The following is a 25,334-nucleotide window of genomic DNA, read 5'->3' on the forward strand; positions in this document are numbered from 1 at the left end:
CCACGGCCGGTGCGGGGGAGCGGGGGCGCGCAGGGGGGTCCCCGCAGGAGGAGCGCGCAACCGCCCTCACGGCCGTGACGGGCCCGCAGGCGCGACGACGAGGAGACGTCCCGGAGGGGCCCCGCGGTCGGCCCGACGGCTCACGCCACTGCTCGGGGGCACCGAACCCAGCACCGCCGGCGTTTGAGGCGTCGCGGAGCCGGGGCTACGCGGCGGCCCGATACCCGCACGGCACAGCGCTACGCGTCGAGGCCGATCGCGAACGCCGCCTCCAGGTCGTGCTGCGAGTAGGTGCGGAACGCCACGTGGGTGTCCGTCGCCTCGACGCCGGGGATCTTGCTGATGCGGCCCGGGATGATGTCCGCCAGGTTCTCGTGGCGGGCCACGCGGACCAGCGCGATCAGGTCGTACGTCCCCGTGACGGAGTAGACCTCGCTGACGCTGTCCAGCGCGGCGATCGACTCGGCGATCTCGGGGATGCGGTCCACGCTGGTCTTGATGAGCACGATCGCGGTGATCACGGCTGGCTGTCTCCCTCGGTGGCCGTCGCTGGTCGCCTCACTCTAGTCGCACCCCGATAGCGGGCCCACGCGTAGAGGAAGCCGACCGAGAAGCCCACCAGATGGGCCAGGTAGGCCACCCCGGGGCCGCTTTCCGCCCGCTGCGCGGCCACCCCTTGAAGGGCGAACCAGAACAGCAGCACGATCCACGCCGGGAACCGCAGCGGCAGGAAGAACAGGAAGGGGAACAGGCTCGTCACCCGCGCCCGCGGGAGCAGGTAGAGGAAGGCGCCGAGCACCGCCGAGATGGCTCCGGACGCCCCCACCAGGGTCTGCGCGGACCCCGCGTTGGCCGCCGCGTACGCCGCCAGCGCCACGTACCCCGTACAGACGTAGAAGACGAGGAACGCGGGGCGCCCCATCCGTTCCTCCGTCATCGCCCCGAAGACGTAGAGGAAGAGCATGTTCCCGAGCAGGTGCAGCCAGCTGCCGTGGACGAACAGGGCCGTCAGCGGGGTCAGCCAGGCGCGCGGGGTGCCCGTGAAGAGCTCGTCCGGGACCACGCCCCAGCGCCGGAAGTACGCGGTCCCGGCGGCCAGCAGCTCGTCCCCGGTCCCGTAGACCGGGTTGAGCCCCGAGGCGGGACCGAGTACGAACACCACACCGCAGCCCGCGATCAGCGCATGGGTGACCACCGGTCCCCGGGCGGCCTCGCGGAGGGCCCGCCACCTTACGATCATGTGACAGAGCATGACGCAACGGGACCCACCTGAGGCGGTGGCAGGCCGTAGGGTTACGAGCTGCGGTCCGACGGCCGGTGGAGACACGCGCGGCCGGCGGCCCGGACGGCTTTAATTGAATCAGCTACGAAGGAGAGAGCGGCCTGATGACGGTTCCCCTGCCGACCGACACCACCCGGTGGCGCTGCACCCTGTGCGGCAACCTCACGCGCTTCGACGTCACCCGTTCGTCGAAGGTCGTCGAGTACGTCCACCTGGACCTCGCCGGGGAGCCCAAGGTCGAGGAGCGCGAGGTGGTCAATGAGACCATCGAGTCGGTCCGCTGCCGCTGGTGCAACGCGGTGGACCAGATCGAGCTCGTGGACAGGCCGGGTGCGGACTCCTGACGGAGGCGTGCCCGCAGGTAGATCACGGTAGGGGTGACGGATTGTGGAGCCAGCAAGCGGCGCTGAGCCGGCCGACGCGGCCGGCGACGCCGCCGAGGCGCTCGACCGCCCGCTGCCGGAAGGCGTGCGGCGGCGGGTCGTCGCGCTCGTCTCGGACGCCTTCGGCGCGCTGACGGTCGCGGACCTGCCGGCGCAGCTGCGCCAGTACGCCCGTTTCACCCCGACCCGGCGCGCCAAGTTCGCGGGCAACGCCATGGCCACGGCGGTCGAGACCGACGCCGTGTTCCGCAGCCGGGTCGCCGAGAAGCTGCGCGAGGCGCAGGCGGAACTGGCCGCGGCCCTGGAGGCGGGTGCGCCGCCCGCCGCCGCGGACCCGCTGGACGTCGCGGCCGCCGCGTTCGTCCTGCGGCCCGCCGGCTGGGTCAAGCTGGTGGCCGCCGCGGGCGAGGAGGCGCAGCGCGCCGACGCCGAGCGGGTCGGCGAGGAGACCCGGCGCGAGCTGGAGCGGTTGCGCGAGGAGCTGGCGCACGCCCGGGAGCTGCAGCGCGCGGGCGGTGAGCACGTGCGCGTGGAGCTGGACGCGGCCCGCAAGGAAGCGGAATCGCTTCAGCGCAAGCTGCGCAGCGCCCTCAGCGACGTCAAGCGCGGCGAGGCGGCCCTGCGCAAGCTGACCGCCGAGGTCGACGGGATCCGCGGGGACGCGGCCACCCGGGTGGCCGCCGCCGAGAGCGAGAGCCGGCGGCTCAAGTCCCGCCTCGCGGAGGTGGAGGCGGCGCTGGAGACCTCGCGCCGGGCCACCCGCGAGGGGCGCAGCATCGAGGACATGCGGCTGCGGCTGCTGCTGGACACCGTGCTGGACGCGGCCCAGGGGCTGCGCCGCGAGCTGGCGCTGCCGCCCGTCAACACGCGCCCGGCGGACACCGTGGACGCGGTGGAGCCGGGCCGGATGACGCCGAAGGACATCGCGGCGCGCGCCCTGTCCGAGACCGATCCGGCCTTGCTGGACCAGCTGTTGGCGCTGCCCCAGGCCCATCTGGTGGTCGACGGCTACAACGTGACCAAGACCGGCTATCCGACGATGCCGCTGGAGAAGCAGCGGCTGCGGCTGCTGGGCGGGCTGTCGATGCTGGCCGCGCAGACGGGCGCGGAGATGACCTGTGTCTTCGACGGCGCGGAGCTGGCGGCCCCGGTGCTGCTCGCGCCGCCGCGCGGGGTGCGGGTGCTGTTCTCCAAGGCCGGGGTGACGGCGGACGAGCTGATCCGCCAGCTGGTGCGGGCCGAACCGCCCGGCCGGCCGGTGGTCGTGGTCTCCACCGACCGGGAGGTCGCCGACGGGGTGGCCAAGGCGGGTGCGCGGCCGGTGACGTCCGCTTTGCTCCTGAAGCGGCTTTCGCGCGTTTCGTAACTCCCCTCCTGAATGCCGGAATTGACCGGCGTGGCAGCGAACGGACCGTCAAGTGCCCGGCACGGAGCGTGCTCTGTAGGTAAAGAACCTGGTCGGAGAGCACGTTTTTTCCCGACGGGATTTGAACTGATCACAGCGAGGTCACTAGTGTGCGTTCAAACCTTCGTGCGGTAGATCACTCATTCGGGGTGGCGGCGAAGGTGCTGCCGAGTTGCGTTCTTCGGTGGCTCTAGGAAGAAGGAGCTCGCCTCCGTGGCGTCCCACCGTCGACCCAAGCAGCCGAACCGCACTCGTGTGACCGTGCTCGGCGCCACCGCGGCCGCCGTGGTCGCCCTCACCTCCCAGAGCGCCTCCGCCGCCCCGGCGAAGCCGACCAAGGACGAGGTCAAGACCCAGGTCGACGCCCTCTACGAAGAGGCGGAGCAGGCCACCGAGAAGTTCAACGGGGCCAAGGAGCGCCAGGAGACGCTGGAGAAGGAGATAGCCCAGCTCCAGGACCAGGTCGCCCGCGGCCAGGGAGACCTCAACGAGCTGCGCAGCACCCTCGGTTCGATGGCCAGCGCCCAGTACCGCAACGGCGGCATCGACCCCTCCCTCGCCCTCCTCCTCTCCGAGGACCCCGACAGCTACCTCGACAAGGCCTCCTCCCTGGAGCACCTCAGCGGCAAGCAGGTCGAGGCGGTCCAGAAGATCCAGGCCAAGCAGCGCAGCCTCGCGCAGCAGCGCCAGGAGGCCGCCGGCAAGCTCGCCGACCTCGACGCCACCCGCAAGGAGCTGGCCGAGAAGAAGAAGGCCTCCACCGACAAGCTCGCCGCGGCCCAGGCCCTGCTCAATACCCTGACCGCGCAGGAGCGCGCGGCCATCAAGGACGACGAGTCGCGCGCCAGCCGCGCCGACGGCCAGCGCGTCGACCTCGGCAACGTGAAGGCCTCCGGCCGGGCCGGAGCCGCCCTCGAAGCCGCCAAGACCAAGCTCGGGTTCACGTACCAGTCCGGCGGCACCGGCCCCAACGTCTTCGACTGCTCGGGCCTGACCCAGTGGGCCTACAAGCAGGCCAACGTCAGCATCAGCCGCGTCACCTACACGCAGGCCAACGACGGCACCCGCATCAGCCGCAGCCAGCTCCAGCCCGGTGACCTGGTCTTCTTCTACGGGGACCTGCACCACGTCGGCCTGTACGCCGGCAACAACATGACGCTGCACGCCTCGAACCCGCGCGGCGGCATCAAGTACGAGTCCATGGACAACATGCCGTTCCAGTTCGGCGTCCGCATCGGCTGACGCGCCGCACACCGCCCATCCGGGCGAATTCCGCGGCCGCTTTCCGACCACACGCCCCGCCGGTGACCTGCGTCTCCGGCGGGGCGTCGCCGTGTGCGCCCGCCGACGGTCGTTGGTCGGCATGTGACGGTCCGGCTACTGTCTGCCAGCGCGGAACCCGGCACAAGGCCGTCCACGGGGGGCGGACCCGGGCGCACACAGCGGAAGGGAGCGGTTTCACGTGGCGTCCCATCGCCGGAGCGGGCTCGGCAGCCTCGACCGGAACACGAAGGTCACCGTCCTCACCGCCGCCGCGGCCACGGCCGCGGTAGCCATGACGGGCGCACCCGCAGGCGCCGCCCCCGGCCTCCCGTACGAGCCCGGCGGTGCGGCGAGGACGGGAGTCAGCGCCCAGGTCGACCGGCTCCTGGAGGAGGCCGAGCAGGCCACCGAGCGGTTCAACGAGGCGGGCGAGAAGGCCGACCGGCTCCGCGTCGAGGTCAACCGGGCCCAGGACGCGGTGGCCCGTGGGCAGGAGCGCATCAACACCATGCGGGGCGTCCTCGGCACCTTCGCCGGGGCCCAGTACCGCAGCGGCGGCATCGACCCCGCCGTGGGCCTGATGCTGGCCGAGGACCCCGACGCCTATCTGGCGCAGGCCGCCGCCCTGGACCGGCTGACCAGCCGTCAGGCCCGGCAGCTCGACGAACTCCGCGAGGAGCAGCGCCGGCTGGGCCAGGAACGCCGCGAGGCCTCCGGCAAGCTCGCCGAACTGGACGCCCTGCGCTCCGACGTGGCCCGGCACAAGCGCTCCGTCACCGCGAAGCTCGCGGCGGCCCGGCGGCTGCTCAACGCCATGCCGTCCGAGGAGCGGGCCGACTTCGAGCGCTCCTCGCGGTCCGCCGGCCGCGCCGACGTCCTGCCCGACCTGCCCTCCTTCGGCCCGTCGTCCGGGCGCGCCGCGGCCGCCGTGATGGCGGCCCGCTCGGCGGTCGGCCGCCCCTACGTGTGGGGCTCCACCGGCCCCTCCGGCTTCGACTGCTCCGGGCTGATGGTCTGGTCGTACCGGCAGGCGGGGGTCTCGCTGCCGCGCACCTCGCAGGCCCAGCGGCACGCCGGCCGGCAGGTGCCCCTGTCGCAGGCCCGCCCGGGCGACCTGGTGACGTACCGCTCGGACGCCAGCCACGTCGGCATGTACGTCGGCAACGGCCAGGTGGTGCACGCCCCCTACCCGGGAGCCCGGGTGCGCTACGACCCCGTCGGGATGATGCCCGTGTCCTCGGTGACCCGCCCCTGACGGCTGCCCCCGAGCCCCGACCCCCGCGCCCTGACCCCGGCCCCGGCCGGGGGCCCGGCGCCCGGACCGTGCGTACGATCGGCGGATGCTCCCGGTCCGCCGCCCCGCCCGTGTCCTGCCGCTGCTGCTGTGCGCGGTGCTGTGCGTGCTGCCCGCCGGCTGCGCGGCGCGGCCGGCCGACACGACCGGGAACGACGTCCGCGAGGCCGTCGCCGACTGGTCGCGGGTGCCGCCCGAGAGCCTCTCCGGGATCCCGCTCGACGGCTGGGCGTACGAGGTCGCCTCGGTGCGCCGGGACGGTGCGCGGGCCCTCGTACGGGCCGAGCTGCGCTACCGGCTGACCGGCTACGACCCGGCCCCGGGCGGCTCGGAGCGGGAACTGGAACTGGAACGCGCGGCGGGCGGCGGCCCCTGGCGGGTGCGCGCCGACCGGCCCGCGCCGGGCGCGCTGCCGCAGCTGTGGGACCAGGGCCCGGTGTCGGTGGTCCGCGGGACGCGCTCCCTGGTGCTGGGCGGCGCCGGCCAGTCCCCGCAGGCGCTGGCCGCGATCGCCGCCGAGGCCGACGGGGCGGTCCCCGCGGCGAGCGCCGCCTGGCCCCGGCCCTGGGCCGGCCGGGTGGTGGTGCTGGTCCCCGGGTCCCTGGAGCTGATGGCGCGGCTGCTCGGCCGGCCCGCCGACGCGTACCGGGGCATGGGCGCCGTCACCACGGGCCGGGTGGGCGCCGGGCCCGCCCCCGCCGACCGGGTGGTGGTCAACCCGGAGGGGTACGCGCAGCTGGGCGAGGCGGGCCGCCGGGTCGTCCTGACCCACGAGGTCACCCACGTGGCCACCCGGGCGGCGACCTCCGCCACGACCCCGCTGTGGCTCTCCGAGGGCTTCGCGGACTGGGCGGCGTACCGCGGCACCCCCACCACCCCGGAGCAGGGCGCCCCGGCGCTGGCCCGGGCCGTACGGCGCGGCGAGGTGCCGGCCGGCCTGCCCCGGACGGAGGACTTCGCCTTCGGCGGCGACCCGGAGGCGCTGGCCCGGGCGTACGAGGGGGCCTGGCTGGCCTGCCGGCTGATCGCGGACCGGTGGGGCGAGGCGGCGCTCGTGGACCTGTACGAGAAGGCGGGCCGCGGGCCGTGGCCGACGGCGCTGCGGGAGGCGCTCGGGAGCGACCCGGGCGGGCTGACGCAGGAGTGGCGGGAGGCCCTGCGGAAGGAGTTCCGCTGAGGGCGTCCGGTACGTTGGCAGCGATGCACAAGACGCTGATCGTGACCAACGACTTCCCGCCCCGACCCGGCGGCATCCAGGCCTTCCTGCACAACATGGCGCTGAGGCTGGATCCCGACCGGATCGTCGTCTACGCCTCCACGTGGAAGCACAGTGCGGAGGGCCGCGAGGCCACCGCCGCCTTCGACGCGGAGCAGCCCTTCCAGGTGGTCCGCGACCGTACGACGATGCTGCTGCCGACCCCGCGCGTGACGCGGCGGGCGGTGGGCCTGCTGCGCGAACACGGCTGCGAGTCCGTGTGGTTCGGGGCGGCGGCCCCGCTCGGCCTGATGGGCCCGGCGCTGCGGCGCGCGGGCGCCCGGCGGATCGTGGCGACCACCCACGGGCACGAGGCGGGCTGGGCCCAGCTGCCGGCGGCGCGGCAGCTGCTGCGGCGGATCGGCGAGGGCACGGACACGCTGACCTACCTGGGGGAGTACACGCGCTCGCGGATCGCCTCGGCGGTGACGGACCGGGCGGCGGCCCGCATGGCGCAACTCCCGCCGGGGGTGGACGAGAAGACCTTCCACCCGGAATCGGGCGGGGCGGAGGTCCGGGCGCGGCTCGGACTGACCGACCGCCCGGTGGTCGTCTGCGTCTCGCGCCTCGTTCCCCGCAAGGGGCAGGACACGCTGATCGAGGCGATGCCGCTGATCCTGGCGGCGGTGCCGGACGCGGTGCTGCTGATCGTGGGCGGCGGACCGTACGAGGCCGACCTGCGGGCGCTCGCGGTCTCGACCGGGGTCGCGGACTCGGTGGTCTTCACGGGGGCGGTCCCGTGGTCCGAACTGCCCGCCCACTACGGCGCGGGCGACGTCTTCGCCATGCCGTGCCGCACCCGGCGGGGCGGGCTGGACGTGGAGGGGCTCGGCATCGTCTACCTGGAGGCCTCGGCCACGGGTCTGCCGGTGATCGCGGGTGACTCCGGCGGAGCGCCGGACGCGGTGCTGGACGGCGAGACGGGCTGGGTCGTGCGGGGCGGCGCCCCCGACGAGGCGGCGGACCGGATCGTCACCCTGCTGAAGGATCCGGAACTGCGTGAGCGCATGGGCGCCGCCGGCCGTGCGTGGGTCGAGGAGAAGTGGCGCTGGGACCTGTTGGCGGACCGCTTGCGCGAGCTGCTGTAGCGGGCCGTGTGCGCTTTGGGGAGCGGGGGGTTCGTGGCGGAGCCCCCAGAAGCGGCGGCGCGGCCGACGGACTGCGCAGCCACGTCTGACTGTTCCTCGGATGTCTGTCAATACCGCGTCTGGGCGGACGGCCGGATTCCGCCCATGATGCGGCCATGACACCCAATCTGACGCGCCGTCACCTCCTGGGGCTCGGCGCCCTCTCGACCGCCTCCGCGCTCGGTTTCACACGGATCGGGGCGGCCTCCGCCGCCGCCGTCGAACCCGCCGCCGCCGCGTACGCCCCCGCCATCGTCGTCGGCTCCGGTTACGGCTCCGCCGTCGCCGCGCTGCGGCTCGGGCAGGCGGGCGTGCGGACCGTCGTCCTCGAAATGGGCCGCCTCTGGGACGGGCCCGGGCCCGACGGCAAGGTCTTCCCCTCCACCTCCGCGCCCGACCACCGCTCCATGTGGTTCCGCACCCGCACCGAGGCCCCGCTCGCCCAGTTCCTCTGGCTCGACGTGGTCAACCGCGACATCACCCCGTACCCCGGGGTGCTGGACCGGGTGAACTACGGCGACATGTCCGTGTACGTGGGCCGGGGCGTCGGCGGAGGGTCGCTGGTCAACGGCGGCATGGCGCCGACCCCCCGCCGCTCGTACTTCTCCGAGGTGCTGCCGCAGGTCGACGCCGACGAGATGTACGGCACGTACTACCCCCGGGCCCGCGCCATGCTCGGCGTCAACGACATCGACCCGGCCTGGTTCGAGTCCACGGAGTGGTACCGCTTCGCCCGGATCTCCCGCAAGCACGCCCAGAACACCGGCCTGAAGACCGTCTTCGTTCCCAACGTCTACGACTTCGACCACATGAAGCGCGAGGCGGCCGGCACCGCCCCCAGGTCGGCGCTGGCCGGCGAGGTCATCTACGGCAACAACCACGGGAAGAAGAGCGTCGACAAGACCTACCTCGCCGCGGCCCTCGGCACCGGCAACGTCACCATCGAGACCATGCAGCGCGTGGTCGGCGTACGGCAGGACCCCGCCGGGGGGTACGTGCTGACCGTGCAGACCGCCGACGTGACCGGACGGGTCACCCAGGTCCGCGAACTCGGCTGCCGGCAGCTCTTCCTCGGGGCGGGCAGTCTCGGCACCACCGAGATCCTGCTGCGAGCCCGTGAGACCGGCACGCTGCCCGCGCTCGACGCGAAGGTCGGGCGCGGCTGGGGCCCCAACGGCAACATCATGACCGCCCGGGCCAACCACCTCTGGGACACGGTCGGCGCCAACCAGGCCACCATGCCCGCCCTGGGCATCGACGACTGGGACAACGCCGCCAACCCGGTCTTCGCCGAGATCGCCCCGCTCCCCATGGGGCTGGAGCACTGGATCTCGATGTACCTGGCCATCACGAAGAACCCGGAGCGCGGGCACTTCACCTACGACGCCGCCACCGACTCGGCCCGCCTCAACTGGCGCAGGGACCAGAACACGCCCTCGGTCAACGCGGCCAAGAACCTCTTCGACCGCGTCAACCGGCGGAACTTCACGATCTACCGGTACGACCTCTTCGGCGGCAACAGGGCCTTCGCCGACAACTTCACCTACCACCCGCTCGGCGGCTGCGTGCTCGGCGACGCCACCGACGCGTACGGCCGGGCCAAGGGGTACCGGGGGCTGTACGTCGTGGACGGCTCCCTGATCCCCGGGTCGCTCGGCGTGAACCCCTTCGTGACCATCACCGCCCTCGCGGAGCGGAACATGGCCAGGATCCTCGCCGAGGACCCGCGCTGACCGCGGCCGACCGCGACTAGCCCCGGTACAGCGCGTCGATCTCGTCCGCGAAGTCCTTCGCCACCACGTTGCGCTTCAGCTTCAGCGACGGCGTGATGTGGCCCGACTCCTCCGTGAACTGGGAGGGCAGAATGCGGAATTTCCGCACCGATTCCGCCTTGGACACCGCCGCGTTGCCGTCGTCCACGGCCTGCTGGACGGCGGCGATGAGGTCCGCGTCCTCGCGCAGCTCCGCCGCCGTGACCCCGGCCGGCTTGCCGTTCTCCGCGGCCCAGCGGCCGAGGAACTCCTCGTCGATGGTGACCAGCGCGGCCACGAACGGCCTCGCGTCGCCCACCACCATGCACTCCGCGACCAGCGCGTGCGCCCGGATCCGGTCCTCGATCACGGCGGGAGCGACGTTCTTGCCGCCCGCGGTGACGATGAGTTCCTTCTTGCGTCCGGTGATCGCGAGGTAGCCGTCCTCGTCGAGGGTGCCGACGTCGCCGGTGTGGAACCAGCCGTCGGTCAGCGCCTCGGCGGTCGCCGTCTCGTTCTGCCAGTAGCCGTTGAAGACGTGCTCGCCGTGCAGCAGCACCTCGCCGTCGTCCGCGATGCGCACCACGGAGCCCGGCAGCGGCTGGCCGACCGTACCGATCTTGGTCTTGTCCCACGGGTTGAAGGCCGTGGCCGCGCAGGACTCCGTCAGGCCGTAGCCCTCCAGCACCGTGAAGCCGATGCCGCGGAAGAAGTGGCCGAGCCGCTCGCCCAGCGGGGCGCCGCCGGAGATCGCGTACTCGCCGCGCCCGCCGAGCACCGTGTGCAGCTTGCTGTAGACCAGCTTGGAGAAGAGCTTGTGCTTGAGCCGCAGGCCGAAGGACGGGCCGCCCGGGGCGTCCAGCGCCCGGCTGTAGGCGATCGCCGTCTCGGCGGCGGCGTCGAAGATCCTGCCCTTGCCGTCGGCCTGGGCCTTGGCGCGCGCCGAGTTGTAGACCTTCTCGAAGACGCGCGGCACACCGAGGATCAGGGTGGGGCGGAACGACTGGAGCTCGTCGGTGAGGTTCTTGATGTCCGGTACGCAGCCCAGGCGGATGGGCGCCAGGACGGCCGCCACCTCCACCAGGCGGCCGAAGACGTGCGCGGCCGGCAGGAAGAGCAGCACGGAGCACTCGCCGGTGCGGAAGAGCGGGCTGAGGCGCTCCACCACGTTGCCGCACTCGGCGAAGAAGTTGCGGTGGGTCAGCACACAGCCCTTGGGGCGGCCGGTGGTGCCCGAGGTGTAGACGATGGTGGCCGGGTCGTCGGCGCCCGCGAGGCTGCTGCGCTCCTCGACCTCTTCGTCGGTGATCCCCGCGCCGGCGGCCTTCAGCGTGTCCAGCGCGCCCTGCTCGATCTCCCAGACCTCGCGCAGCTCGGGGAGGCGGTCGCGCAGCGAGGCCACGGTCGCGCTGTGCGCCGGGCTCTCCACGATGACCGCCACGGCGCCGGAGTCGCCGAGGATCCACTGGACCTGCTCGGGGGAGCTGGTCTCGTACACGGGGACGGTGACGCCGCCCGCGCTCCAGATCGCGAAGTCGAACAGCACCCACTCGTAGCGGGTGCGGGAGATGAGGGCGACCCGGTCGCCCGGCCGGATGCCGGCCGCGACGAGGCCCTTGGCCGCGGCGCGGACCTCGGCCAGGAACTGCGTCGCGGTCACGTCCTGCCACCGGCCGTCGGCGGCCTTGCGGCTCATGACGGCGGTGTCGGGATGCTGAGCGGCGTTGCGGCGGATGAGATCCGTCAGGTTCCCGTCCGACGGGACCTCGTACAGGGCCGGAAGGCTGAACTCGCGCAAGACTGCTGCTCCTCTGGGCGCCATCGCCACCATGTGGACCGAGCGGACGTTACCCACCGGTAGTGGGTTCCCGATAGAGGGAACCGGCCAGATGTTCCGTGCGTCACATTCTGTCCTTGCACTGCCTGGCCCTCACGTGCCGACACTAGTCGACCCCTTCGGCGACTCGGAAGTAACCGCAGGTCCGGCCGCCTCTCCCACCCGCTCTACCAGGCGCTGCCGGGCCCCCCTAGGGTGGGCGGCATGGGTGGCAGCATGCGGAGCGGGCAGAGCGGCGCGAGCGGATCGAGCCGGACCGGCGGAGCGGGCCGCACCCGCGTCCACGTCGTGAGCGACGTGCACGGCAACACCGAGGCCCTCACCCGTGCGGGAGAAGGGGCCGACGCCCTGATCTGCCTCGGCGACCTTGTCCTCTTCCTCGACTACGCCGATCACTCGCGCGGGATCTTCCCCGACCTGTTCGGCGTCGAGAACGCCGACCGGATCGTCGAGCTGCGCACCGCGCGCCGCTTCGAGGAGGCCCACGCCTTCGGACGGCGGCTCTGGGCCGGGCTGGACCGGGACCGGCTGATCGAGGGCGCGGTGCGCCGCCAGTACGCCGAGATGTTCGCCGCGTTCCCGAGCCCGACGTACGCCACCTACGGCAATGTCGACATCCCGGGTCTGTGGCCGGAATACGCCGACCGTGACGGCCTCACCGTCCTCGACGGCCAGCGCGTGGAGATCGGCGGGCGCGTCTTCGGTTTCGTCGGCGGCGGGCTGCCCTCGCCGATGCGGACCCCGTACGAGGTGAGCGTCGAGGAGTACGCCGCCAAGGTGGAGGCGCTCGGCGAGGTGGACGTCCTGTGCTCCCACATCCCGCCGGAGGTGCCCGAGCTCTGCTACGACACGGTCGCGCGCCGCTTCGAACGCGGCAGCGAGGCCCTGCTGGCCGCCATCCGCCGCACCCGCCCCCGGTACGCCCTCTTCGGGCACGTGCACCAGCCGCTGGCGCGACGGATGCGGATCGGGGCCACGGAGTGCGTGAACGTCGGCCACTTCGCCGCGACAGGCCGGCCGTGGGTGCTGGAATGGTGACCGGCGGCCGGTTCACGACGGCCCCCAGTGGGCCCGGGGAGGCCCTGGAGTGGCGGAGTCCGCACGCGCGGTAGCCTTCACGCGGCGGCCGGCGGCCGCACACATCCTCGAAACACTCCACGGAGGAGCCACCGCGATGGCGGAACACACCAGCTCAAGCATCACGATCGAGGCTGCGCCCAGCGACGTGATGGCCGTGATCGCCGACTTCGCCCGCTACCCCGAATGGACCGGCGAGGTGAAGGAGGCCGAGGTGCTGGCCACCGACGCCGCGGGGCGCGCCCAGAAGGTCCGCCTGCTGCTCGACGCCGGCGCGATCAAGGACGACCACACCCTCGCCTACACCTGGAAGGGCACGGACGAGGTCAGCTGGACCCTGGACAAGTCCCAGATGCTGCGCCAGCTGGACGGCTCGTACCGGCTGGCCCCGGTGGACGGGGGCAAGCGCACCGAGGTCACCTACCAGCTGACCGTGGACGTCAAGATCCCCATGCTCGGCATGATCAAGCGCAAGGCGGAGAAGGTCATCATCGACCGGGCGCTGGCGGGCCTGAAGAAGCGCGTCGAATCCGTCTGAACCACTCGCGCGACCCGGCAGTAGGCACCCGCACATGCACACCTTGCTGATCACCGGCCCCGGCGGGGCCGGCCGCACCACCGTGGCCGCGGCCACCGCCCTCGCCGCGGCCCGCCACGGGCGGCGGGTGCTGCTGCTGTCCGGCGACGTCGGCGACCCGCTCGCCGCCCTGACCGGGCAGGAGCCCGTCCCCGGTCTGCGCGTGGCCCGGGTCGACTCCGGCGAGGAGTTCCGCGAGGAGCTCGTCGCCCTGCAGGAGCGCGGATCCGCGCTCCTCGCCATGGTCGGGGCCCGCCCGCTCGGGGCCGAGGAGCTCACCGAGCTGCCCGGCGCCGAGCAGTTCGCCCTGCTGCGCGCCCTGCGGCGGGCCGCCGCCGCACCCGGCACCGACCTCGTCGTCGTCGACATGCCCCCGCTCCACCAGGCCCTCACCACCCTGGCCCTGCCCGCCCAGCTGCGCCGCTACCTCGCCCGCCTGCTCCCCGCCGAGAAGCAGGCCGCCCGCGCCCTGCGGCCCGTACTGGCCCAGCTCGCCGGCGTGCCCATGCCCGCGCAGTGGCTCTACGAGGCCGCCGCCCGCTGGGACGAGGAGCTCGCCGCCGTCCAGGCCGTCGTCGAGGCCGACACCACCGAACTGCGCCTGGTCGCCGAACCGGGACCGGCCGCCGCCGACGCGCTGCGCCTCGGCCGGCTCGGCCTCGCCCTCCACCAGCTGCCCGTCCGCGACCTCGTCGCCAACCGGACGCTGCCGCCGGGCTCCGCCGACCCCTGGCTCGCCGGGCTCGCCGCCCAGCAGGAGAAGTGCGCCGTCGAGTGGGCCGGGGAGATCCCCGTCGTCACCCTCGCCCACCTGGGCCGGGACCCGCGCGGCCCGCAGGACCTCGACCGGCTCGCCGCCGCGGACGGGCTCCTCCCGGCGCCGCCCGCACCCCGCGGGGCCTGGGCCGTGGAGGACCGGCTCGCCGCCGACGGGGTGCTCGTATGGGTGGTACCGCTGCCCGGCGCGCACAAGAGCGACCTCGACCTCGTACGCCGCGGCGACGAGCTGCTGCTCACGGCCGGCCCGTACCGCAGGACCGTTCCGCTGCCCGCGGCGCTGCGCCGCTGCACCGTCTCAGGCGCCGCCCTGGCCGCCGGCGAGCTCCGCATCCGCTTCACCCCCGACCCGGGGCTGTGGCCCCGCGCGCAGTGAACGGCGTACCCCCGTTCGGGTACCGTCGAAGGTAGCCCGTACCGCACGCCCAGCAGCCGCCGCAGGAGAGTCCGCCATGAGCGAGGCCACCGACCGCCCCACCGACGACGACGCGTGGGCCAAGGCCTGTGCCGAGGACCTCGCCGCCGAGAGGGAGCGCATGCGCGGAGAGGACCGGGCCGGCTCGGCCGGCACCGGAACCGCCGCCGAGGAACTGTTCAAGCTCTTCGGAGCCGTCGCCGACAAGGTCTCCGGGCTGAACAACCCGCTGTTCGGCGCCGCCGCCCAGGGCGCGGTGCGCCAGATCGTCGACCAGGCGAAAACCGCGGCCAAACCCGTCATCGAACGCAACCCCGAGGTCTTCGACCACCTCGCGGCCGCCGGCTCCGAGCTCCTCGCCGCCTACCGCTCCGCCGTCGAGGGCCACGAGCGCCGCTGGACCCAGGACACCCCTCCCGCGCCCCGCCGGGAGCGCGACCCGCGCGACGACGGCCCCGACGCGGGCCCGGCCGAGCGGATCGATCTCGACTGAGGGCCCGCCGCCCTCGGGTACCGTTGGCCGTGGCGGGGTTTGACCGGAAACCGAGGGACTAATGGGACTCACCATCGGCGTCGACATCGGCGGCACGAAGATCGCGGCCGGCGTGGTCGACGAAGAGGGCACGATCCTTGAGACGTACAAGGTGCCCACCCCGCCGACCGCGGACGGAGTGACGGAGGCGATCTGCGCCGCCGTCTCCGAGGTCAGCAGCAGCCACACCATCGACGCCGTCGGCATCGGCGCCGCCGGATACGTGGACGACAAGCGCGCGACCGTACTGTTCGCGCCGAACATCAACTGGCGCCACGAGCCGCTGAAGGACAAGGTCGAGCAGCGCATCGGCCTGCCCGTCGTCGTCGAGAACGACGCGAACTGCGCGGCCTGGGGCGAGTACCGCTTCGGCGCCGGCCAGGGTCACGACGACGTCATCTGCATCACGCTCGGCACCGGCCTGGGCGGAGGCATCATCATCGGCAACAAGCTGCGCCGCGGACGCTTCGGCGTCGCCGCCGAGTTCGGGCACATCCGGGTCGTCCCCGACGGCCTGCTGTGCGGCTGCGGCAGCCAGGGCTGCTGGGAGCAGTACGCCTCCGGGCGCGCCCTCGTCCGGTACGCGAAGCAGCGCGCCAACGCCACCCCCGAGAACGCGAAGGTCCTCCTCGCGCTCGGCGACGGCACCCCCGAGGGCATCGAGGGCAAGCACATCAGCGAGGCCGCCCGGCAGGGCGACCTGGTGGCCGTCGACGCCTTCCGCGAGCTGGCCCGCTGGGCCGGCGCCGGCCTCGCCGACCTGGCCTCGCTCTTCGACCCGTCGGCGTTCATCGTCGGCGGCGGGGTCTCCGACGAGGGCGACCTCGTCCTCGACCCGATCCGCAAGTCCTTCAAGCGCTGGCTGGTCGGCGGCGCCTGGCGACCGCACGCGCAGGTGCTCGCCGCACAGCTCGGCGGCAAGGCCGGCCTCGTCGGCGCGGCGGACCTGGCCCGCCAGGGCTGACCCGCCGGGCCGACCCGCCGGGGCCGACCCGGCTTCCACCCGTCCCGCCCGCCGCGCCCCTTGGGGGAGCGGCGGGCGGCTGCGTATCTTGCGGTGCATGGACCAGTTGCTGCCCTCGCTGCCGAAGTCCCTTACGGAGCCCGACGGTTCCGCCGTGATCCGGGTACTCAGCTACAACATCCGCTCGCTGCGCGACGACGAGGAGGCGCTGGCCCGGGTCATCCGGGCGTGCGAGCCCGACCTCGTCTTCGTCCAGGAGGCGCCGCGGTTCTTCCGGTGGCGCAAACACGCGGCGCGACTCGCCGCGAAATGCGACCTCGTGGTGCTGAGCGGGGGCGGGACGGCGGCCGGCCCGCTGCTGCTGTGCTCGCTACGGGTCTTCGTGGAGCGCACGGAGGACGTCCTGCTGCCGCGCACGCCCGGCCTGCACCGCAGGGGCTTCGCCACGGCGGTGGTCCGCGTCGGCGCCGCCCGCGTGGGGCTGGTCAGCGCGCACCTGTCCCTGGACCGGGCGGAGCGGGTCGCGCAGGCGGCGATGCTGCTGGAGCGGGCCGCGGCGATGGACGTCCCCCACGTGATCGCCGCGGGCGACGTGAACGAGGACCCGCGCGGTCCGGCCTTCGGCCACCTCGCGGGCACCCTGCGGGACTGCTGGTCGGCGGCCCCCTGGGGCGCGGAAGCGACCTTCCCGGCGTCCGCGCCGGACCGGCGCATCGACGCGGTGTTCGTGACGAAGGGGGTGGAGGTGCTGGGCTGTGGCGTGCCGGCGGGACTGCCCGGGGTGACCCCCGGGGACCTGACGGCGGCCACGGACCACCTCCCGGTGCTGGCGGCCCTGCGCCTGCCGGCCGCGCCGTAGCGAACGCCGGAGGGGCCGGCAGATCCAGCCCCTCCGGCGTGGGTTTCGACTCCTAGACCACGGCCCCGCGGCCGGGGTCGTCATCCTCGTCGTCGCCGTGCTGCATGCGGGCCACCAGCGTCGCGAACCCGCCCAGGAAGCCGCCGATGCCCAGCGTCGTCAGCCACCACGTCATCTCCCACTGCAGCAGCACCGCGAGCAGCAGCAGCACCGGGCCGCCGACCACCGCGAGCCACGCGAACTTCGACGTCGTGTCCGCCGGCGGCAGCTCCGGCTCCGGCTGGACGAAGTGGCCCTCGTCCGCCGGGGTCAGGTCGTCCTCGTGCGGTTCCGCCGGCGAGTGGTCCCGGGGGCCCGCCATGCCCACGCCCGGGGCGAAGACCACCGAGCTGCCCAGCCCCGAGGCCGGCGGCTCGGGCTCGGGCTTCGGCCCGGGCTTCGCCTCCGGTCCCGCCTCCGGGTCGGCCGGCAGCGGCTTGACGTCCTCCTCCGGCAGGAGGAGGTTCTCGATCGGCTTGAACGGCCGGGCCCCCGGCGGGTCCGGCGGCTCCTGCCCGTACCCGGCGACGATCGCCGCCCATGCCGCTTCCTCGTCCAGCGGCGGGACTCCGCCCGACTGCTCCTCGTGCTCAGCCACCGGCCTCCGCCCCCTCCCTGCCCACGCTCTCCGCCAGTCGGCCGACGAACGCATAGCTGTCCGCGAAGATCCGCTCCGCGTCATGGTCCAACGTCGCGACGTGGTAGCTCTGTTCCAGGAGGGTCTCGGTGACGTCCGTGGAGGAGACCCGGGCCAGGATCCGCGCGGAGTCGACGGGCGGTACGACGTGGTCCTGCGGGCTGTGCAGCAGCAGCAGCGGCTGCGTGACCTGCGGCAGATCGGCGTCCACGAGCTGCAGGAACTTCCGCAGCGAGTGCGCGGCCCGGGTCGGGACCCGGTCGTAGCCGACCTCCTCCGAGCCCGGCTTCGCGATGTCGCTGGCGATGCCCGGCGTGGACCGGATGAAGTGCTTGGTCACCGGAAGGGTCACGGCCAGCGGGTCGTGCACCTTGTTGGCCGGGTTGACGAGCACGATGCCGCTGATGGCGTCCCCGTGCTTGGCGGCCAGCCGCAGGGTCAGCGCGCCGCCCATCGACAGGCCGAAGACGAAGACCTGCTCGCACCGGTCCAGCAGTTCCCGCAGGGCGCGGTCGACCTCGGCGTACCAGTCCTGCCAGCCCGTGAGCTGCATGTCCTGCCAGCGCGTCCCGTGCCCGGGCAGCAGCGGCAGCGACACCGTGAGTCCCTGCCCGGCGAGGTACTCGGCCCAGGGGCGCAGCGACTGCGGGGAACCGGTGAAGCCGTGGCAGAGGAGGACGCCGACCTCTCCGCCCTCGTGGCGGAACGGCTCGGCTCCAGGGAGGACGGGCACCAGGGTCTCCTTGGTCATGATGTACGTCGGGTGGGTGCGTTGCTCTGTGTGACTTCACCGTACGCGACCGGGGTGGCACCGGCCAGGGTCGTCGGGCCGCTGCCGCGGGAGCCAGGGGATATGGTCTGTTCGACAGACACAGGAAGGCTTTCGAGTTGATCTACGGCGCAATGAAGTTCTCCATCGGCGGTTCACTGAAGCTCGCTTTCAGGCCGTGGGTGGAGGGCCTCGAGAACATTCCCGCGGAGGGGCCGGCGATCCTCGCGAGCAACCACCTGTCCTTCTCGGACTCCTTCTTCCTTCCGGCCGTGCTGGACCGGAAGGTCACCTTCATCGCGAAGGCGGAGTACTTCACCTCCCCGGGCCTCAAGGGCAAGCTGACGGCCGCCTTCTTCAAGGGCGTCGGCCAGCTCCCGGTGGACCGCTCCGGAGCGCGCGGGGCCGGCGAGGCCGCGATCAAGAGCGGCATCGAGGTCATCGAGCGGGGGGAGCTGTTCGGTATCTACCCCGAGGGCACGCGTTCACCCGACGGACGCCTGTACCGCGGCAAGCCCGGCGGGCTCGCGCGGGTGGCGCTGGCCACCGGCGCACCCGTGATCCCCGTGGCGATGATCGACACCGAGAAGATCCAGCCGCCCGGCAAGGTGGTGCCCAAGCTGATGCGCCCGGGCATCCGGATCGGCAAGCCGCTGGACTTCAGCCGCTACCAGGGCATGGACGGCGACCGCTTCATCCTGCGCTCGGTGACCGACGAGGTCATGTACGAGATCATGAAGCTCTCCGGCCAGGAGTACGTCGACATCTACGCGACGGCGGCGAAGCGGCAGATCGCCGATGCGGAGAAGGCGGAGAAGGCCGAGAAGGCCGAGCGGGCGGAGAAGGCCGGCAAGGCCGAGAAGGCCGACGGCAAGCCGGAGTAGGTCGGGCGGTACCGCCCGCAGGGGGTGGGGGAGATGGCGAAACGCGAACGCGTCGTACGCATGTCGGTCGAGCAGCCGCTTTGGCGTGCCCTGACGGCGTACCGGCTGCTCACGATGGTCTACGCGGTGCTGCTGTTCGCCTCCGCCTACAAGCGGTACCCGCACCCCTGGATCGCGGCCGGCTACCTCGCCTTCCTCGCCGTCTGGACCCTGGCCACCACCTCGAAGGTGGCCAACGCCGCCAGCTGCACCAAGGGCTTCCTCGTCGCCGACCTCACCGTCGCCCTCGTCGGGATCGGACTGACCCCGCTCGCGGACACCCACGAGCGGATCACCGGGGGCGGTCCCACCCTCCCCACGATCTGGACCGGGGGCGCGGTCCTCGGATTCGCCATCAAGGGCGGCTGGCGCTGGGCCTGCTTCGCCTCCACCTTCGTGGCCGCGGCCACCATCCTCATCCACGGCGGCCAGCCCACCCGGGACGCCCTGCACAACGTGCTGCTCGTCTGGGTCTCCTCCGTGGCCATCGGCTACGTCGTCGAGGTCGCCCGGGCCAGTGAGAACACCCTCGCCCGCGCCCTGGAGATCGAGGCCGCCACCCGCGAGCGCGAACGCCTCGCCCGCGACATCCACGACGGGGTCCTCCAGGTCCTCGCCATGGTCCAGCGGCGCGGCGCCGAGGTGGGCGGGGAGGCCGCCGAGCTGGGCCGGATGGCGGGGGAGCAGGAGGTGGCGCTGCGCACGCTGGTCACCACCGGCCTGGCGCACCCCTCCCGGGTCTCCTCCGACGAGTCGCGCGGCGCGCTGGTCGACACGTACGAGGTGGACGAGCCGGGGGCCGACGACGGCGAGCTGGACCTGCGCACGCTCCTCGCCCCGCACGCCGGGTCCCGGGTGAGCTTCGCCGAGCCGGGCACCCCGGTGCCGTTGCCCGTGCCCGCCGCGAAGGAGCTGGCCGCGGCGGTCGGCGCCGCCCTCGACAACGTGCGCAGGCACGCGGGCGAGGGGGCCAGGGCCTGGATCCTGGTCGAGGACTGGGGCGACGAGGTGATCGTGACCGTCCGCGACGACGGCCCCGGCATCCCCGCGGGCCGGCTCGACCAGGCGGAGGGCGAGGGCCGGATGGGAGTGGCGCTGTCCATCCGCGGGCGCCTGCGCGACCTCGGCGGCAGCGCCGATCTGGTGTCCGTCCCCGGACAGGGCACCGAAGTGGAACTGAAGGTACCGAGGGGGAGGACCCAATGAGCACGAAGGAAACGCACGAGATCAGGGTGATGGTCGTCGACGACCACCCGATGTGGCGGGACGCGGTCGCCCGCGACCTGGCCGCCGCCGGCTTCGACGTCGTGGCGACCGCCGGCGACGGCCCCGAGGCGGTACGCCGGGCCCGCGCCGTCACCCCCGACGTCCTGGTCCTCGACCTCAACCTGCCCGGCATGCCGGGCGTGCAGGTCTGCAAGGAACTGGTCGGCGCCCACCCGGCGCTGCGCGTCCTGGTGCTGTCCGCCAGCGGTGAGCACGCGGACGTCCTGGAGGCGGTGAAGTCCGGCGCGACCGGCTACCTGCTGAAGTCCGCCGGCGCCCAGGAGCTGATCGACGCGGTCCGCCGCACCGCGGTCGGCGACCCGGTCTTCACCCCGGGCCTGGCCGGTCTCGTGCTCGGCGAGTACCGGCGCCTCGCCACCGACCCGGTGCCGACCGCCGCCGACGAGCCGAAGGCGCCGCAACTCACCGACCGCGAGACCGAGGTGCTGCGCCTGGTCGCCAAGGGGCTCTCGTACAAGCAGATCGCGGAGCGGCTGGTCATCTCCCACCGCACCGTGCAGAACCACGTCCAGAACACCCTGGGCAAGCTGCAGTTGCACAACCGCGTGGAGCTGGTCCGGTACGCCATAGAGCGGGGCCTCGACGACGCGTAGGCACCCGGGTCACCCGGCGTCGATCGTACTTTCGCCCTCGTACGAGTGAACGGGCGTACGCAACGCCCCGCGATTCCACCGGAATCGACCCCTTCAGGACCCTTGCTGTGACCTGCGTCACCACTAGCGTGACCGTCATGGCGAAGGGAGATGCAATGAAGGTCGGAGTGCTGACCGGTGGCGGAGACTGCCCCGGGCTCAACGCGGTGATCAGGGCCGTCGTCCGCAAGGGCACCCAGGAGTACGGCTGCGGGTTCGTGGGGTTCAAGGACGGCTGGCGGGGCGCGGTCGAGGGGAGGACCGTCCCGCTCGACATCCCCGCCGTCCGCGGCATCCTGCCCCGCGGCGGCACCATCCTCGGCTCCTCGCGCACCAACCCGTTCAAGACGGAGAACGGGGTGCGCGACATCAAGGACAACCTCGCCAAGTACGAGGTCGACGCGCTCGTCGCGATCGGCGGCGAGGACACCCTCGGCGTCGCCGCCAAGCTGTACGAGGACTACGGCATCCCCTGCGTCGGCGTGCCCAAGACCATCGACAACGACCTGTCCGCCACGGACTACACTTTCGGCTTCGACACCGCCGTCGGCATCGCGACCGAGGCGATCGACCGGCTGCACACCACGGCCGAGTCGCACATGCGGGTGCTGGTCGTCGAGGTCATGGGCCGGCACGCCGGCTGGATCGCCCTGCACTCGGGGCTCGCGGGCGGCGCCAACGTCATCCTCATCCCGGAGCAGCGCTTCGACATGGACGAGGTGTGCGCCTGGGTGACCTCCCGCTTCAAGGCGAGCTACGCCCCGATCGTCGTGGTCGCCGAGGGAGCGATGCCCAAGGACGGCGACCTGGTGCTGAAGGACGCCACCAAGGACTCCTTCGGACACGTCCGGCTGTCGGGCGTGGGCGAGTGGCTGGCCAAGGAGATCGAGGCGCGGACCGGCAAGGAGGCCCGGACGACCGTGCTCGGGCACATCCAGCGGGGCGGTACGCCCAGCGCCTTCGACCGGTGGCTGGCGACCCGGTTCGGGCTGCACGCGATCGACGCGGTGCACGACGGGGACTTCGGCAAGATGGTCGCGCTCAAGGGGACGGACATCGTCCGGGTGCCGATCGCGGAGGCGACGGCACGCCTGAAGACGGTGGACCCCGCGCTGTACAAGGAGGTCGGCGTCTTCTTCGGCTGAGCCGCCGGGCGTCCGCGCACCATGGGTCGTATCGTGACGAACGGCCCATGGTCCGGCGTACGGGAGTCGACGTGGAGATCCTCGCATTCGGCGTGCAGGCGGATGAAACGCCCCTGCTGGAGGCGGCGTTCGGCGGCCCGCACGAGGTGCGCTGCCTGGGCGTCTTCCTCAACGAGGACACCGCCCCCATCGCGGCCGGGTACGAGATCGTCTCGTCGAGCGTCAACGCCGACCTGAGCGGGCGCGTGCTGCGGGTCCTGGCCGCCGGCGGCACCCGGATGATCGCCCAGCGCTCCACCGGCTTCAACAACATCGATCTGGACGCCGCACGGCAGCTCGGCCTGACGGTGAGCAGGGTGTCGTACTGCTCCCCCTACTCAGTGGCCGAGTTCGCCTGGACCCTGGCGATGGCGGTGAACCGGCGGATCGTCCGGGCCGCGACCCGGACCAGGGACTTCGACTTCCGCCTGGACGGGCTGATCGGCCGCGACATGCGCGGCCGCACGGTGGGCGTGCTCGGCACCGGCAAGATCGGGGAGGCGTTCACCCGGATCGCGCACGGCTTCGGCATGAACCTGCTGGGCTGGGACGTGGCGCGGAACCCGGCGTGCGTGGAGCTCGGCATGAAGTACGTGGACAAGGAGGAGCTGTTCGCGTCCTCGGACCTGATCAGCCTGCACGTGCCGCTGCTGGCGGCCACCCGCCACCTCGTCGACGCGGCGGCGCTGGAGCTGATGCGGGACGACGCGATCCTGATCAACTCCAGCCGCGGCGGGCTGATCGACACCGACGCGCTGGTCGCGGAGCTCCGCGCCGGCCGCTTCACGGGCGTCGGCCTCGACGTGTACGAGGCCGAGGCCGGCGTCTTCTTCCTGGACAAGTCCCTGGAGGCCGTCGAGGACGACACCCTGGCGCGGCTGGTCACCTTCCCGAACGTGGTGGTCACCTCGCACCAGGCGTACTACACGAGCGACGCGGTGGGCCAGATCATCGCCGCCACCGTCGCCAACGTCACGGACTACCGGGCGGGCCGCCGCTCCGAGAACACCCTGGTTCCCGACTGACGCGCGGCCGGAGCCGGGGTCATCACGCCGGCCAGGAGCTCGCGCAGCAGGTCCGCGCCGCGCAGGGTGAGGACGGACTCCGGGTGGAACTGCACCCCGGCGAAGCCCGCCGCGGAACGCAGCGCGTGGACTTCACCCGTCAGGGGATCGCGGGCCACCTCCACCCCGTCCACGGCCAGCCGCGCGGCCAGCGGCTCGTCACAGTGCGCGGTGTACGTGTTGTAGAAGCCGACCACCTCCCGCGCCCCGAACAGGTCGATCCGGGTCTGCGCCCCCTGCGCCGGCTCCGCCTTGCGGATCAGCGGCAGCCCCAGCTCGGCCGCCAGCAGCTCGTGCCCCAGACAGACCCCGACCAGCCCGTGCCGGTGCCCGGCCAGCAGTTCAGCGGCCAGCGCGCGCAGCATCCGCATCTTGGGGTCAGAGGCGTCCCCCGGGTTGCCCGGACCGGGGCCCAGGACGATCGGGCCCTCCCAGGACCGGGCCGCCGCCCGCAGCCCCGGATCGTCGTAGCGGCGTACGGTCACCTCCAGCCCGGCCACCCGCAGGACGTGCGCCAGCATCGCCGTGAAGGTGTCCTCGCCGTCCACCACCAGCGCGTGGCCGGTCAGCGGGGCCGGCCGCTCCTGCATGCGCAGCCAGAAGGGGGCCAGGTCCGACCTGCGGGCCGCCAGGGCCGCCCGCACCCGCGGCTCGTCCGCCAGCCGCGCGCCCTCGAACGACGGCCGGGGCGCGGCCGGCCGCACCCCGAGCGCCGCGAGCACCCCCGCCGCCTTCGCGTGCGTCTCCGCGACCTCGCCCGCCGGGTCGGAGTGCCGTACGAGCGTGGCGCCCACCGGCACCCGCAGCACGCCGTCCGGGGCGATGTCGGCGGTGCGGATCAGGATGGGGGAGTCCAGGGTCTGCGCCCCGGCCGCGTCCTGCCCGAGCAGGGCCAGGGCTCCCGCGTAGTAGCCGCGGCCCCCGCTCTCGTAGCGCTCGATCACACGGCAGGCGTTCTGCACCGGCGAGCCGGTGACCGTCGCCGCGAACATCGTCTCGCGCAGCACCTCCCGCACGTCCAGCGAGGAGCGCCCGCGCAGCTCGTACTCGGTGTGCGCGAGGTGGGACATCTCCTTCAGCCGCGGTCCGACGACGACCCCGCCGCGGTCGCCGACGGTGCACATCATCTTGAGTTCCTCGTCGACGACCATCGACAGTTCCTCGGTCTCCTTGCGGTCGCCGAGGAAGGCGAGGAGGGAGTCCACGGTGGGTCCCCCGGCCGGATACCGGTAGGTCCCGCTGATCGGGTTCATCACGACCGTGCCGCCGGACATCCGCACGTGCACCTCGGGGCTCGCGCCGACCAGCGTCCGCTCGCCGGTGTGGACGACGTAGGTCCAGTACGCGCCGCGCTCGCCCAGCAGCAGTCGCCGGAAGAGGGCGAGGGCGTCGGCCCGCCCGAATCCGTCGATGCGGCCCTGGTAGGTGCGCCGGATGACGAAGTTCGCGCCCTCCCCGCGGCCGATCTCGTCCTCGATGACCCGCTCGACCGTGGCCGCGTACTGCGCGTCGGGGACGTCGAAGCCGCCGTCCTCGACCCGTACGTCGTGCGCGGGCAGCGCGGCCAGCGCCTCCGCGAGCGGGATCTCCCAGGCCTCCTCGGCGACCAGCACGCTCAGCGGCGTGCCGTCGTCGCGTACGTCGAATCCGCGCTCCCGGATCTGCCGGAAGGGGACGAGGGCGAGGGTGGGCAGCTCCCTGACGGGCAGGTCGGCGAGGTGTTCGGCCTCGTGGACCGCGCCGATCAGCACCTCGACGGTGTCGTGGTCGCGGCCGGGGGTCCGCCGGCGCAGCAGGGCGAACGGCGGGCAGGAGTCGTCGAGCAGGCGGCTCAGCAGGCCGGGGCGGCTCGGTCGGCCGGGTTGGCGGGGTCGGTTCAGGGGCCTGGGGTCCATGGGCGGGGCGTCCTTCCGGTGGGAGGAGCGGCGCCCGCGTCGCAGAACACGGAAGGCCGCCCCTCGGGGCGGCCTTCGTGTCGTCGCGTGTCGTTTTCAGGTACGC

Annotated in this window: 24 protein-coding genes; 18 read left to right on the top strand and 6 right to left on the bottom strand. The window is 73.1% G+C overall.

The genetic code is table 11. The features are described 5' to 3' along the window. Positions 1 to 239 precede the first annotated feature (239 nt). Entirely contained in the window at positions 240 to 521 is a 282-nt protein-coding gene (locus tag ACFYP3_RS21865) for an Lrp/AsnC family transcriptional regulator (protein WP_008738815.1), read from the bottom strand. Continuing rightward, on the bottom strand, positions 518 to 1,240 hold the full coding sequence (locus ACFYP3_RS21870) for a rhomboid family intramembrane serine protease (RefSeq protein WP_388834969.1): 723 nt from the start codon (positions 1,238 to 1,240) through the stop codon (positions 518 to 520). The genes ACFYP3_RS21865 and ACFYP3_RS21870 overlap by 4 nt, the downstream gene beginning before the upstream one ends. A 146-nt stretch (positions 1,241 to 1,386) precedes the next feature. Here ACFYP3_RS21870 and ACFYP3_RS21875 point away from each other — a divergent pair, with 146 nt between their 5' ends. The 7 genes from ACFYP3_RS21875 (at position 1,387) to ACFYP3_RS21905 (ending at position 9,742) form a co-directional block, all read left to right on the top strand. Continuing rightward, the gene (locus tag ACFYP3_RS21875; RefSeq protein ID WP_008738811.1) at positions 1,387 to 1,626 is read left to right on the top strand and encodes a hypothetical protein; all 240 of its coding nucleotides are present in this window, start codon (positions 1,387 to 1,389) and stop codon (positions 1,624 to 1,626) included. Between the two features lie 40 nt (positions 1,627 to 1,666). Next, positions 1,667 to 3,031, top strand: a complete 1,365-nt coding sequence (locus tag ACFYP3_RS21880) for an NYN domain-containing protein (protein ID WP_388835132.1) — start codon at positions 1,667 to 1,669, stop codon at positions 3,029 to 3,031. A gap of 252 nt (positions 3,032 to 3,283) precedes the next feature. Beyond that, positions 3,284 to 4,312: an NlpC/P60 family protein gene (locus tag ACFYP3_RS21885; protein ID WP_388834973.1), complete on the top strand. Its 1,029-nt coding sequence runs from the start codon at positions 3,284 to 3,286 to the stop codon at positions 4,310 to 4,312. Positions 4,313 to 4,532: 220 nt separating this feature from the next. Continuing rightward, complete coding sequence (locus tag ACFYP3_RS21890) at positions 4,533 to 5,588, top strand: NlpC/P60 family protein (protein WP_388834976.1); 1,056 nt, start codon at positions 4,533 to 4,535, stop codon at positions 5,586 to 5,588. A gap of 85 nt (positions 5,589 to 5,673) precedes the next feature. Beyond that, positions 5,674 to 6,804, top strand: a complete 1,131-nt coding sequence (locus ACFYP3_RS21895) for a hypothetical protein (protein WP_388834979.1) — start codon at positions 5,674 to 5,676, stop codon at positions 6,802 to 6,804. Between the two features lie 23 nt (positions 6,805 to 6,827). After that, a complete protein-coding gene (locus tag ACFYP3_RS21900; protein ID WP_388834982.1) occupies positions 6,828 to 7,970 on the top strand; it encodes a glycosyltransferase family 4 protein in 1,143 nt (380 codons plus the stop codon). A gap of 155 nt (positions 7,971 to 8,125) precedes the next feature. Next, positions 8,126 to 9,742 (top strand): GMC oxidoreductase, encoded by a 1,617-nt coding sequence (locus ACFYP3_RS21905; RefSeq protein ID WP_388834984.1) that lies wholly within the window; start codon positions 8,126 to 8,128, stop codon positions 9,740 to 9,742. Positions 9,743 to 9,758: 16 nt separating this feature from the next. Here the strand turns inward: ACFYP3_RS21905 and ACFYP3_RS21910 are convergent, their stop codons facing one another. Continuing rightward, positions 9,759 to 11,558 (bottom strand): AMP-dependent synthetase/ligase, encoded by a 1,800-nt coding sequence (locus tag ACFYP3_RS21910; protein WP_388834987.1) that lies wholly within the window; start codon positions 11,556 to 11,558, stop codon positions 9,759 to 9,761. Positions 11,559 to 11,813: 255 nt separating this feature from the next. Here ACFYP3_RS21910 and ACFYP3_RS21915 point away from each other — a divergent pair, with 255 nt between their 5' ends. The 6 genes from ACFYP3_RS21915 to ACFYP3_RS21940 all read left to right on the top strand — a co-directional run bounded on the left by ACFYP3_RS21915 (position 11,814) and on the right by ACFYP3_RS21940 (position 16,798). After that, entirely contained in the window at positions 11,814 to 12,635 is an 822-nt protein-coding gene (locus ACFYP3_RS21915) for a metallophosphoesterase (RefSeq protein WP_388835134.1), read from the top strand. Between the two features lie 136 nt (positions 12,636 to 12,771). Then, positions 12,772 to 13,212 carry an SRPBCC family protein gene (locus ACFYP3_RS21920; RefSeq protein WP_388834990.1) on the top strand — a complete coding sequence of 147 codons (441 nt, stop codon included), beginning with the start codon at positions 12,772 to 12,774 and terminating at the stop codon, positions 13,210 to 13,212. Between the two features lie 34 nt (positions 13,213 to 13,246). Then, entirely contained in the window at positions 13,247 to 14,404 is a 1,158-nt protein-coding gene (locus tag ACFYP3_RS21925) for an ArsA family ATPase (RefSeq protein WP_388834993.1), read from the top strand. A gap of 76 nt (positions 14,405 to 14,480) precedes the next feature. Next, positions 14,481 to 14,936 carry a DUF5304 domain-containing protein gene (locus ACFYP3_RS21930; protein ID WP_388834995.1) on the top strand — a complete coding sequence of 152 codons (456 nt, stop codon included), beginning with the start codon at positions 14,481 to 14,483 and terminating at the stop codon, positions 14,934 to 14,936. A 61-nt stretch (positions 14,937 to 14,997) separates the two neighbouring features. After that, entirely contained in the window at positions 14,998 to 15,939 is a 942-nt protein-coding gene (locus tag ACFYP3_RS21935; RefSeq protein WP_388834998.1) for an ROK family glucokinase, read from the top strand. Between the two features lie 97 nt (positions 15,940 to 16,036). Beyond that, positions 16,037 to 16,798 carry an endonuclease/exonuclease/phosphatase family protein gene (locus ACFYP3_RS21940; protein WP_388835001.1) on the top strand — a complete coding sequence of 254 codons (762 nt, stop codon included), beginning with the start codon at positions 16,037 to 16,039 and terminating at the stop codon, positions 16,796 to 16,798. Positions 16,799 to 16,850: 52 nt separating this feature from the next. Here the strand turns inward: ACFYP3_RS21940 and ACFYP3_RS21945 are convergent, their stop codons facing one another. Then, positions 16,851 to 17,435: a hypothetical protein gene (locus ACFYP3_RS21945; protein WP_388835004.1), complete on the bottom strand. Its 585-nt coding sequence runs from the start codon at positions 17,433 to 17,435 to the stop codon at positions 16,851 to 16,853. Continuing rightward, positions 17,428 to 18,207 carry an alpha/beta hydrolase gene (locus tag ACFYP3_RS21950; protein WP_388835136.1) on the bottom strand — a complete coding sequence of 260 codons (780 nt, stop codon included), beginning with the start codon at positions 18,205 to 18,207 and terminating at the stop codon, positions 17,428 to 17,430. The genes ACFYP3_RS21945 and ACFYP3_RS21950 overlap by 8 nt, the downstream gene beginning before the upstream one ends. 170 nt (positions 18,208 to 18,377) lie before the next feature. On the opposite strand from ACFYP3_RS21950, the gene ACFYP3_RS21955 reads away from it, so the two are divergent. The 5 genes from ACFYP3_RS21955 (at position 18,378) to ACFYP3_RS21975 (ending at position 23,294) form a co-directional block, all read left to right on the top strand. Next, positions 18,378 to 19,127, top strand: coding sequence for a lysophospholipid acyltransferase family protein (locus ACFYP3_RS21955; protein WP_388835138.1), 750 nt, complete (start codon positions 18,378 to 18,380; stop codon positions 19,125 to 19,127). Between the two features lie 33 nt (positions 19,128 to 19,160). Next, entirely contained in the window at positions 19,161 to 20,372 is a 1,212-nt protein-coding gene (gene macS, locus ACFYP3_RS21960; protein ID WP_388835007.1) for a MacS family sensor histidine kinase, read from the top strand. Beyond that, positions 20,369 to 21,046, top strand: a complete 678-nt coding sequence (locus ACFYP3_RS21965; protein WP_388835010.1) for a response regulator — start codon at positions 20,369 to 20,371, stop codon at positions 21,044 to 21,046. Before macS ends, ACFYP3_RS21965 begins: the two co-directional genes overlap by 4 nt. A gap of 155 nt (positions 21,047 to 21,201) precedes the next feature. Continuing rightward, on the top strand, positions 21,202 to 22,230 hold the full coding sequence (locus tag ACFYP3_RS21970) for a 6-phosphofructokinase (protein ID WP_388835012.1): 1,029 nt from the start codon (positions 21,202 to 21,204) through the stop codon (positions 22,228 to 22,230). Between the two features lie 71 nt (positions 22,231 to 22,301). Further along, on the top strand, positions 22,302 to 23,294 hold the full coding sequence (locus tag ACFYP3_RS21975) for a 2-hydroxyacid dehydrogenase (RefSeq protein ID WP_388835015.1): 993 nt from the start codon (positions 22,302 to 22,304) through the stop codon (positions 23,292 to 23,294). On the opposite strand, the gene ACFYP3_RS21980 is transcribed toward ACFYP3_RS21975, so the two are convergent. Beyond that, the gene (locus ACFYP3_RS21980) at positions 23,249 to 25,228 is read right to left on the bottom strand and encodes an anthranilate synthase family protein (protein WP_388835018.1); all 1,980 of its coding nucleotides are present in this window, start codon (positions 25,226 to 25,228) and stop codon (positions 23,249 to 23,251) included. The two genes, ACFYP3_RS21975 and ACFYP3_RS21980, sit on opposite strands and share 46 nt — an antisense overlap. Between the last annotated feature and the right edge of the window lie 106 nt (positions 25,229 to 25,334).

Source organism: Streptomyces sp. NPDC005533 (genome assembly GCF_042871845.1).
Taxonomy (GTDB): domain Bacteria; phylum Actinomycetota; class Actinomycetes; order Streptomycetales; family Streptomycetaceae; genus Streptomyces.

Bases quoted from the DNA above. Each gene is read 5' to 3' on its own strand.
- ACFYP3_RS21965 (WP_388835010.1), top strand. From the start codon at position 20,369: ATGAGCACGAAGGAAACGCACGAGATCAGGGTGATGGTCGTCGACGAC.
- ACFYP3_RS21920 (WP_388834990.1), top strand. From the start codon at position 12,772: ATGGCGGAACACACCAGCTCAAGCATCACGATCGAGGCTGCGCCCAGC.
- ACFYP3_RS21970 (WP_388835012.1), top strand. From the start codon at position 21,202: ATGAAGGTCGGAGTGCTGACCGGTGGCGGAGACTGCCCCGGGCTCAAC.
- ACFYP3_RS21905 (WP_388834984.1), top strand. From the start codon at position 8,126: ATGACACCCAATCTGACGCGCCGTCACCTCCTGGGGCTCGGCGCCCTC.
- ACFYP3_RS21915 (WP_388835134.1), top strand. From the start codon at position 11,814: ATGCGGAGCGGGCAGAGCGGCGCGAGCGGATCGAGCCGGACCGGCGGA.
- ACFYP3_RS21930 (WP_388834995.1), top strand. From the start codon at position 14,481: ATGAGCGAGGCCACCGACCGCCCCACCGACGACGACGCGTGGGCCAAG.
- ACFYP3_RS21940 (WP_388835001.1), top strand. From the start codon at position 16,037: ATGGACCAGTTGCTGCCCTCGCTGCCGAAGTCCCTTACGGAGCCCGAC.
- macS (WP_388835007.1), top strand. From the start codon at position 19,161: ATGGCGAAACGCGAACGCGTCGTACGCATGTCGGTCGAGCAGCCGCTT.
- ACFYP3_RS21980 (WP_388835018.1), bottom strand. From the start codon at position 25,228: ATGGACCCCAGGCCCCTGAACCGACCCCGCCAACCCGGCCGACCGAGC.
- ACFYP3_RS21875 (WP_008738811.1), top strand. From the start codon at position 1,387: ATGACGGTTCCCCTGCCGACCGACACCACCCGGTGGCGCTGCACCCTG.
- ACFYP3_RS21935 (WP_388834998.1), top strand. From the start codon at position 14,998: ATGGGACTCACCATCGGCGTCGACATCGGCGGCACGAAGATCGCGGCC.
- ACFYP3_RS21955 (WP_388835138.1), top strand. From the start codon at position 18,378: ATGAAGTTCTCCATCGGCGGTTCACTGAAGCTCGCTTTCAGGCCGTGG.
- ACFYP3_RS21925 (WP_388834993.1), top strand. From the start codon at position 13,247: ATGCACACCTTGCTGATCACCGGCCCCGGCGGGGCCGGCCGCACCACC.
- ACFYP3_RS21900 (WP_388834982.1), top strand. From the start codon at position 6,828: ATGCACAAGACGCTGATCGTGACCAACGACTTCCCGCCCCGACCCGGC.
- ACFYP3_RS21870 (WP_388834969.1), bottom strand. From the start codon at position 1,240: ATGATCGTAAGGTGGCGGGCCCTCCGCGAGGCCGCCCGGGGACCGGTG.
- ACFYP3_RS21895 (WP_388834979.1), top strand. From the start codon at position 5,674: ATGCTCCCGGTCCGCCGCCCCGCCCGTGTCCTGCCGCTGCTGCTGTGC.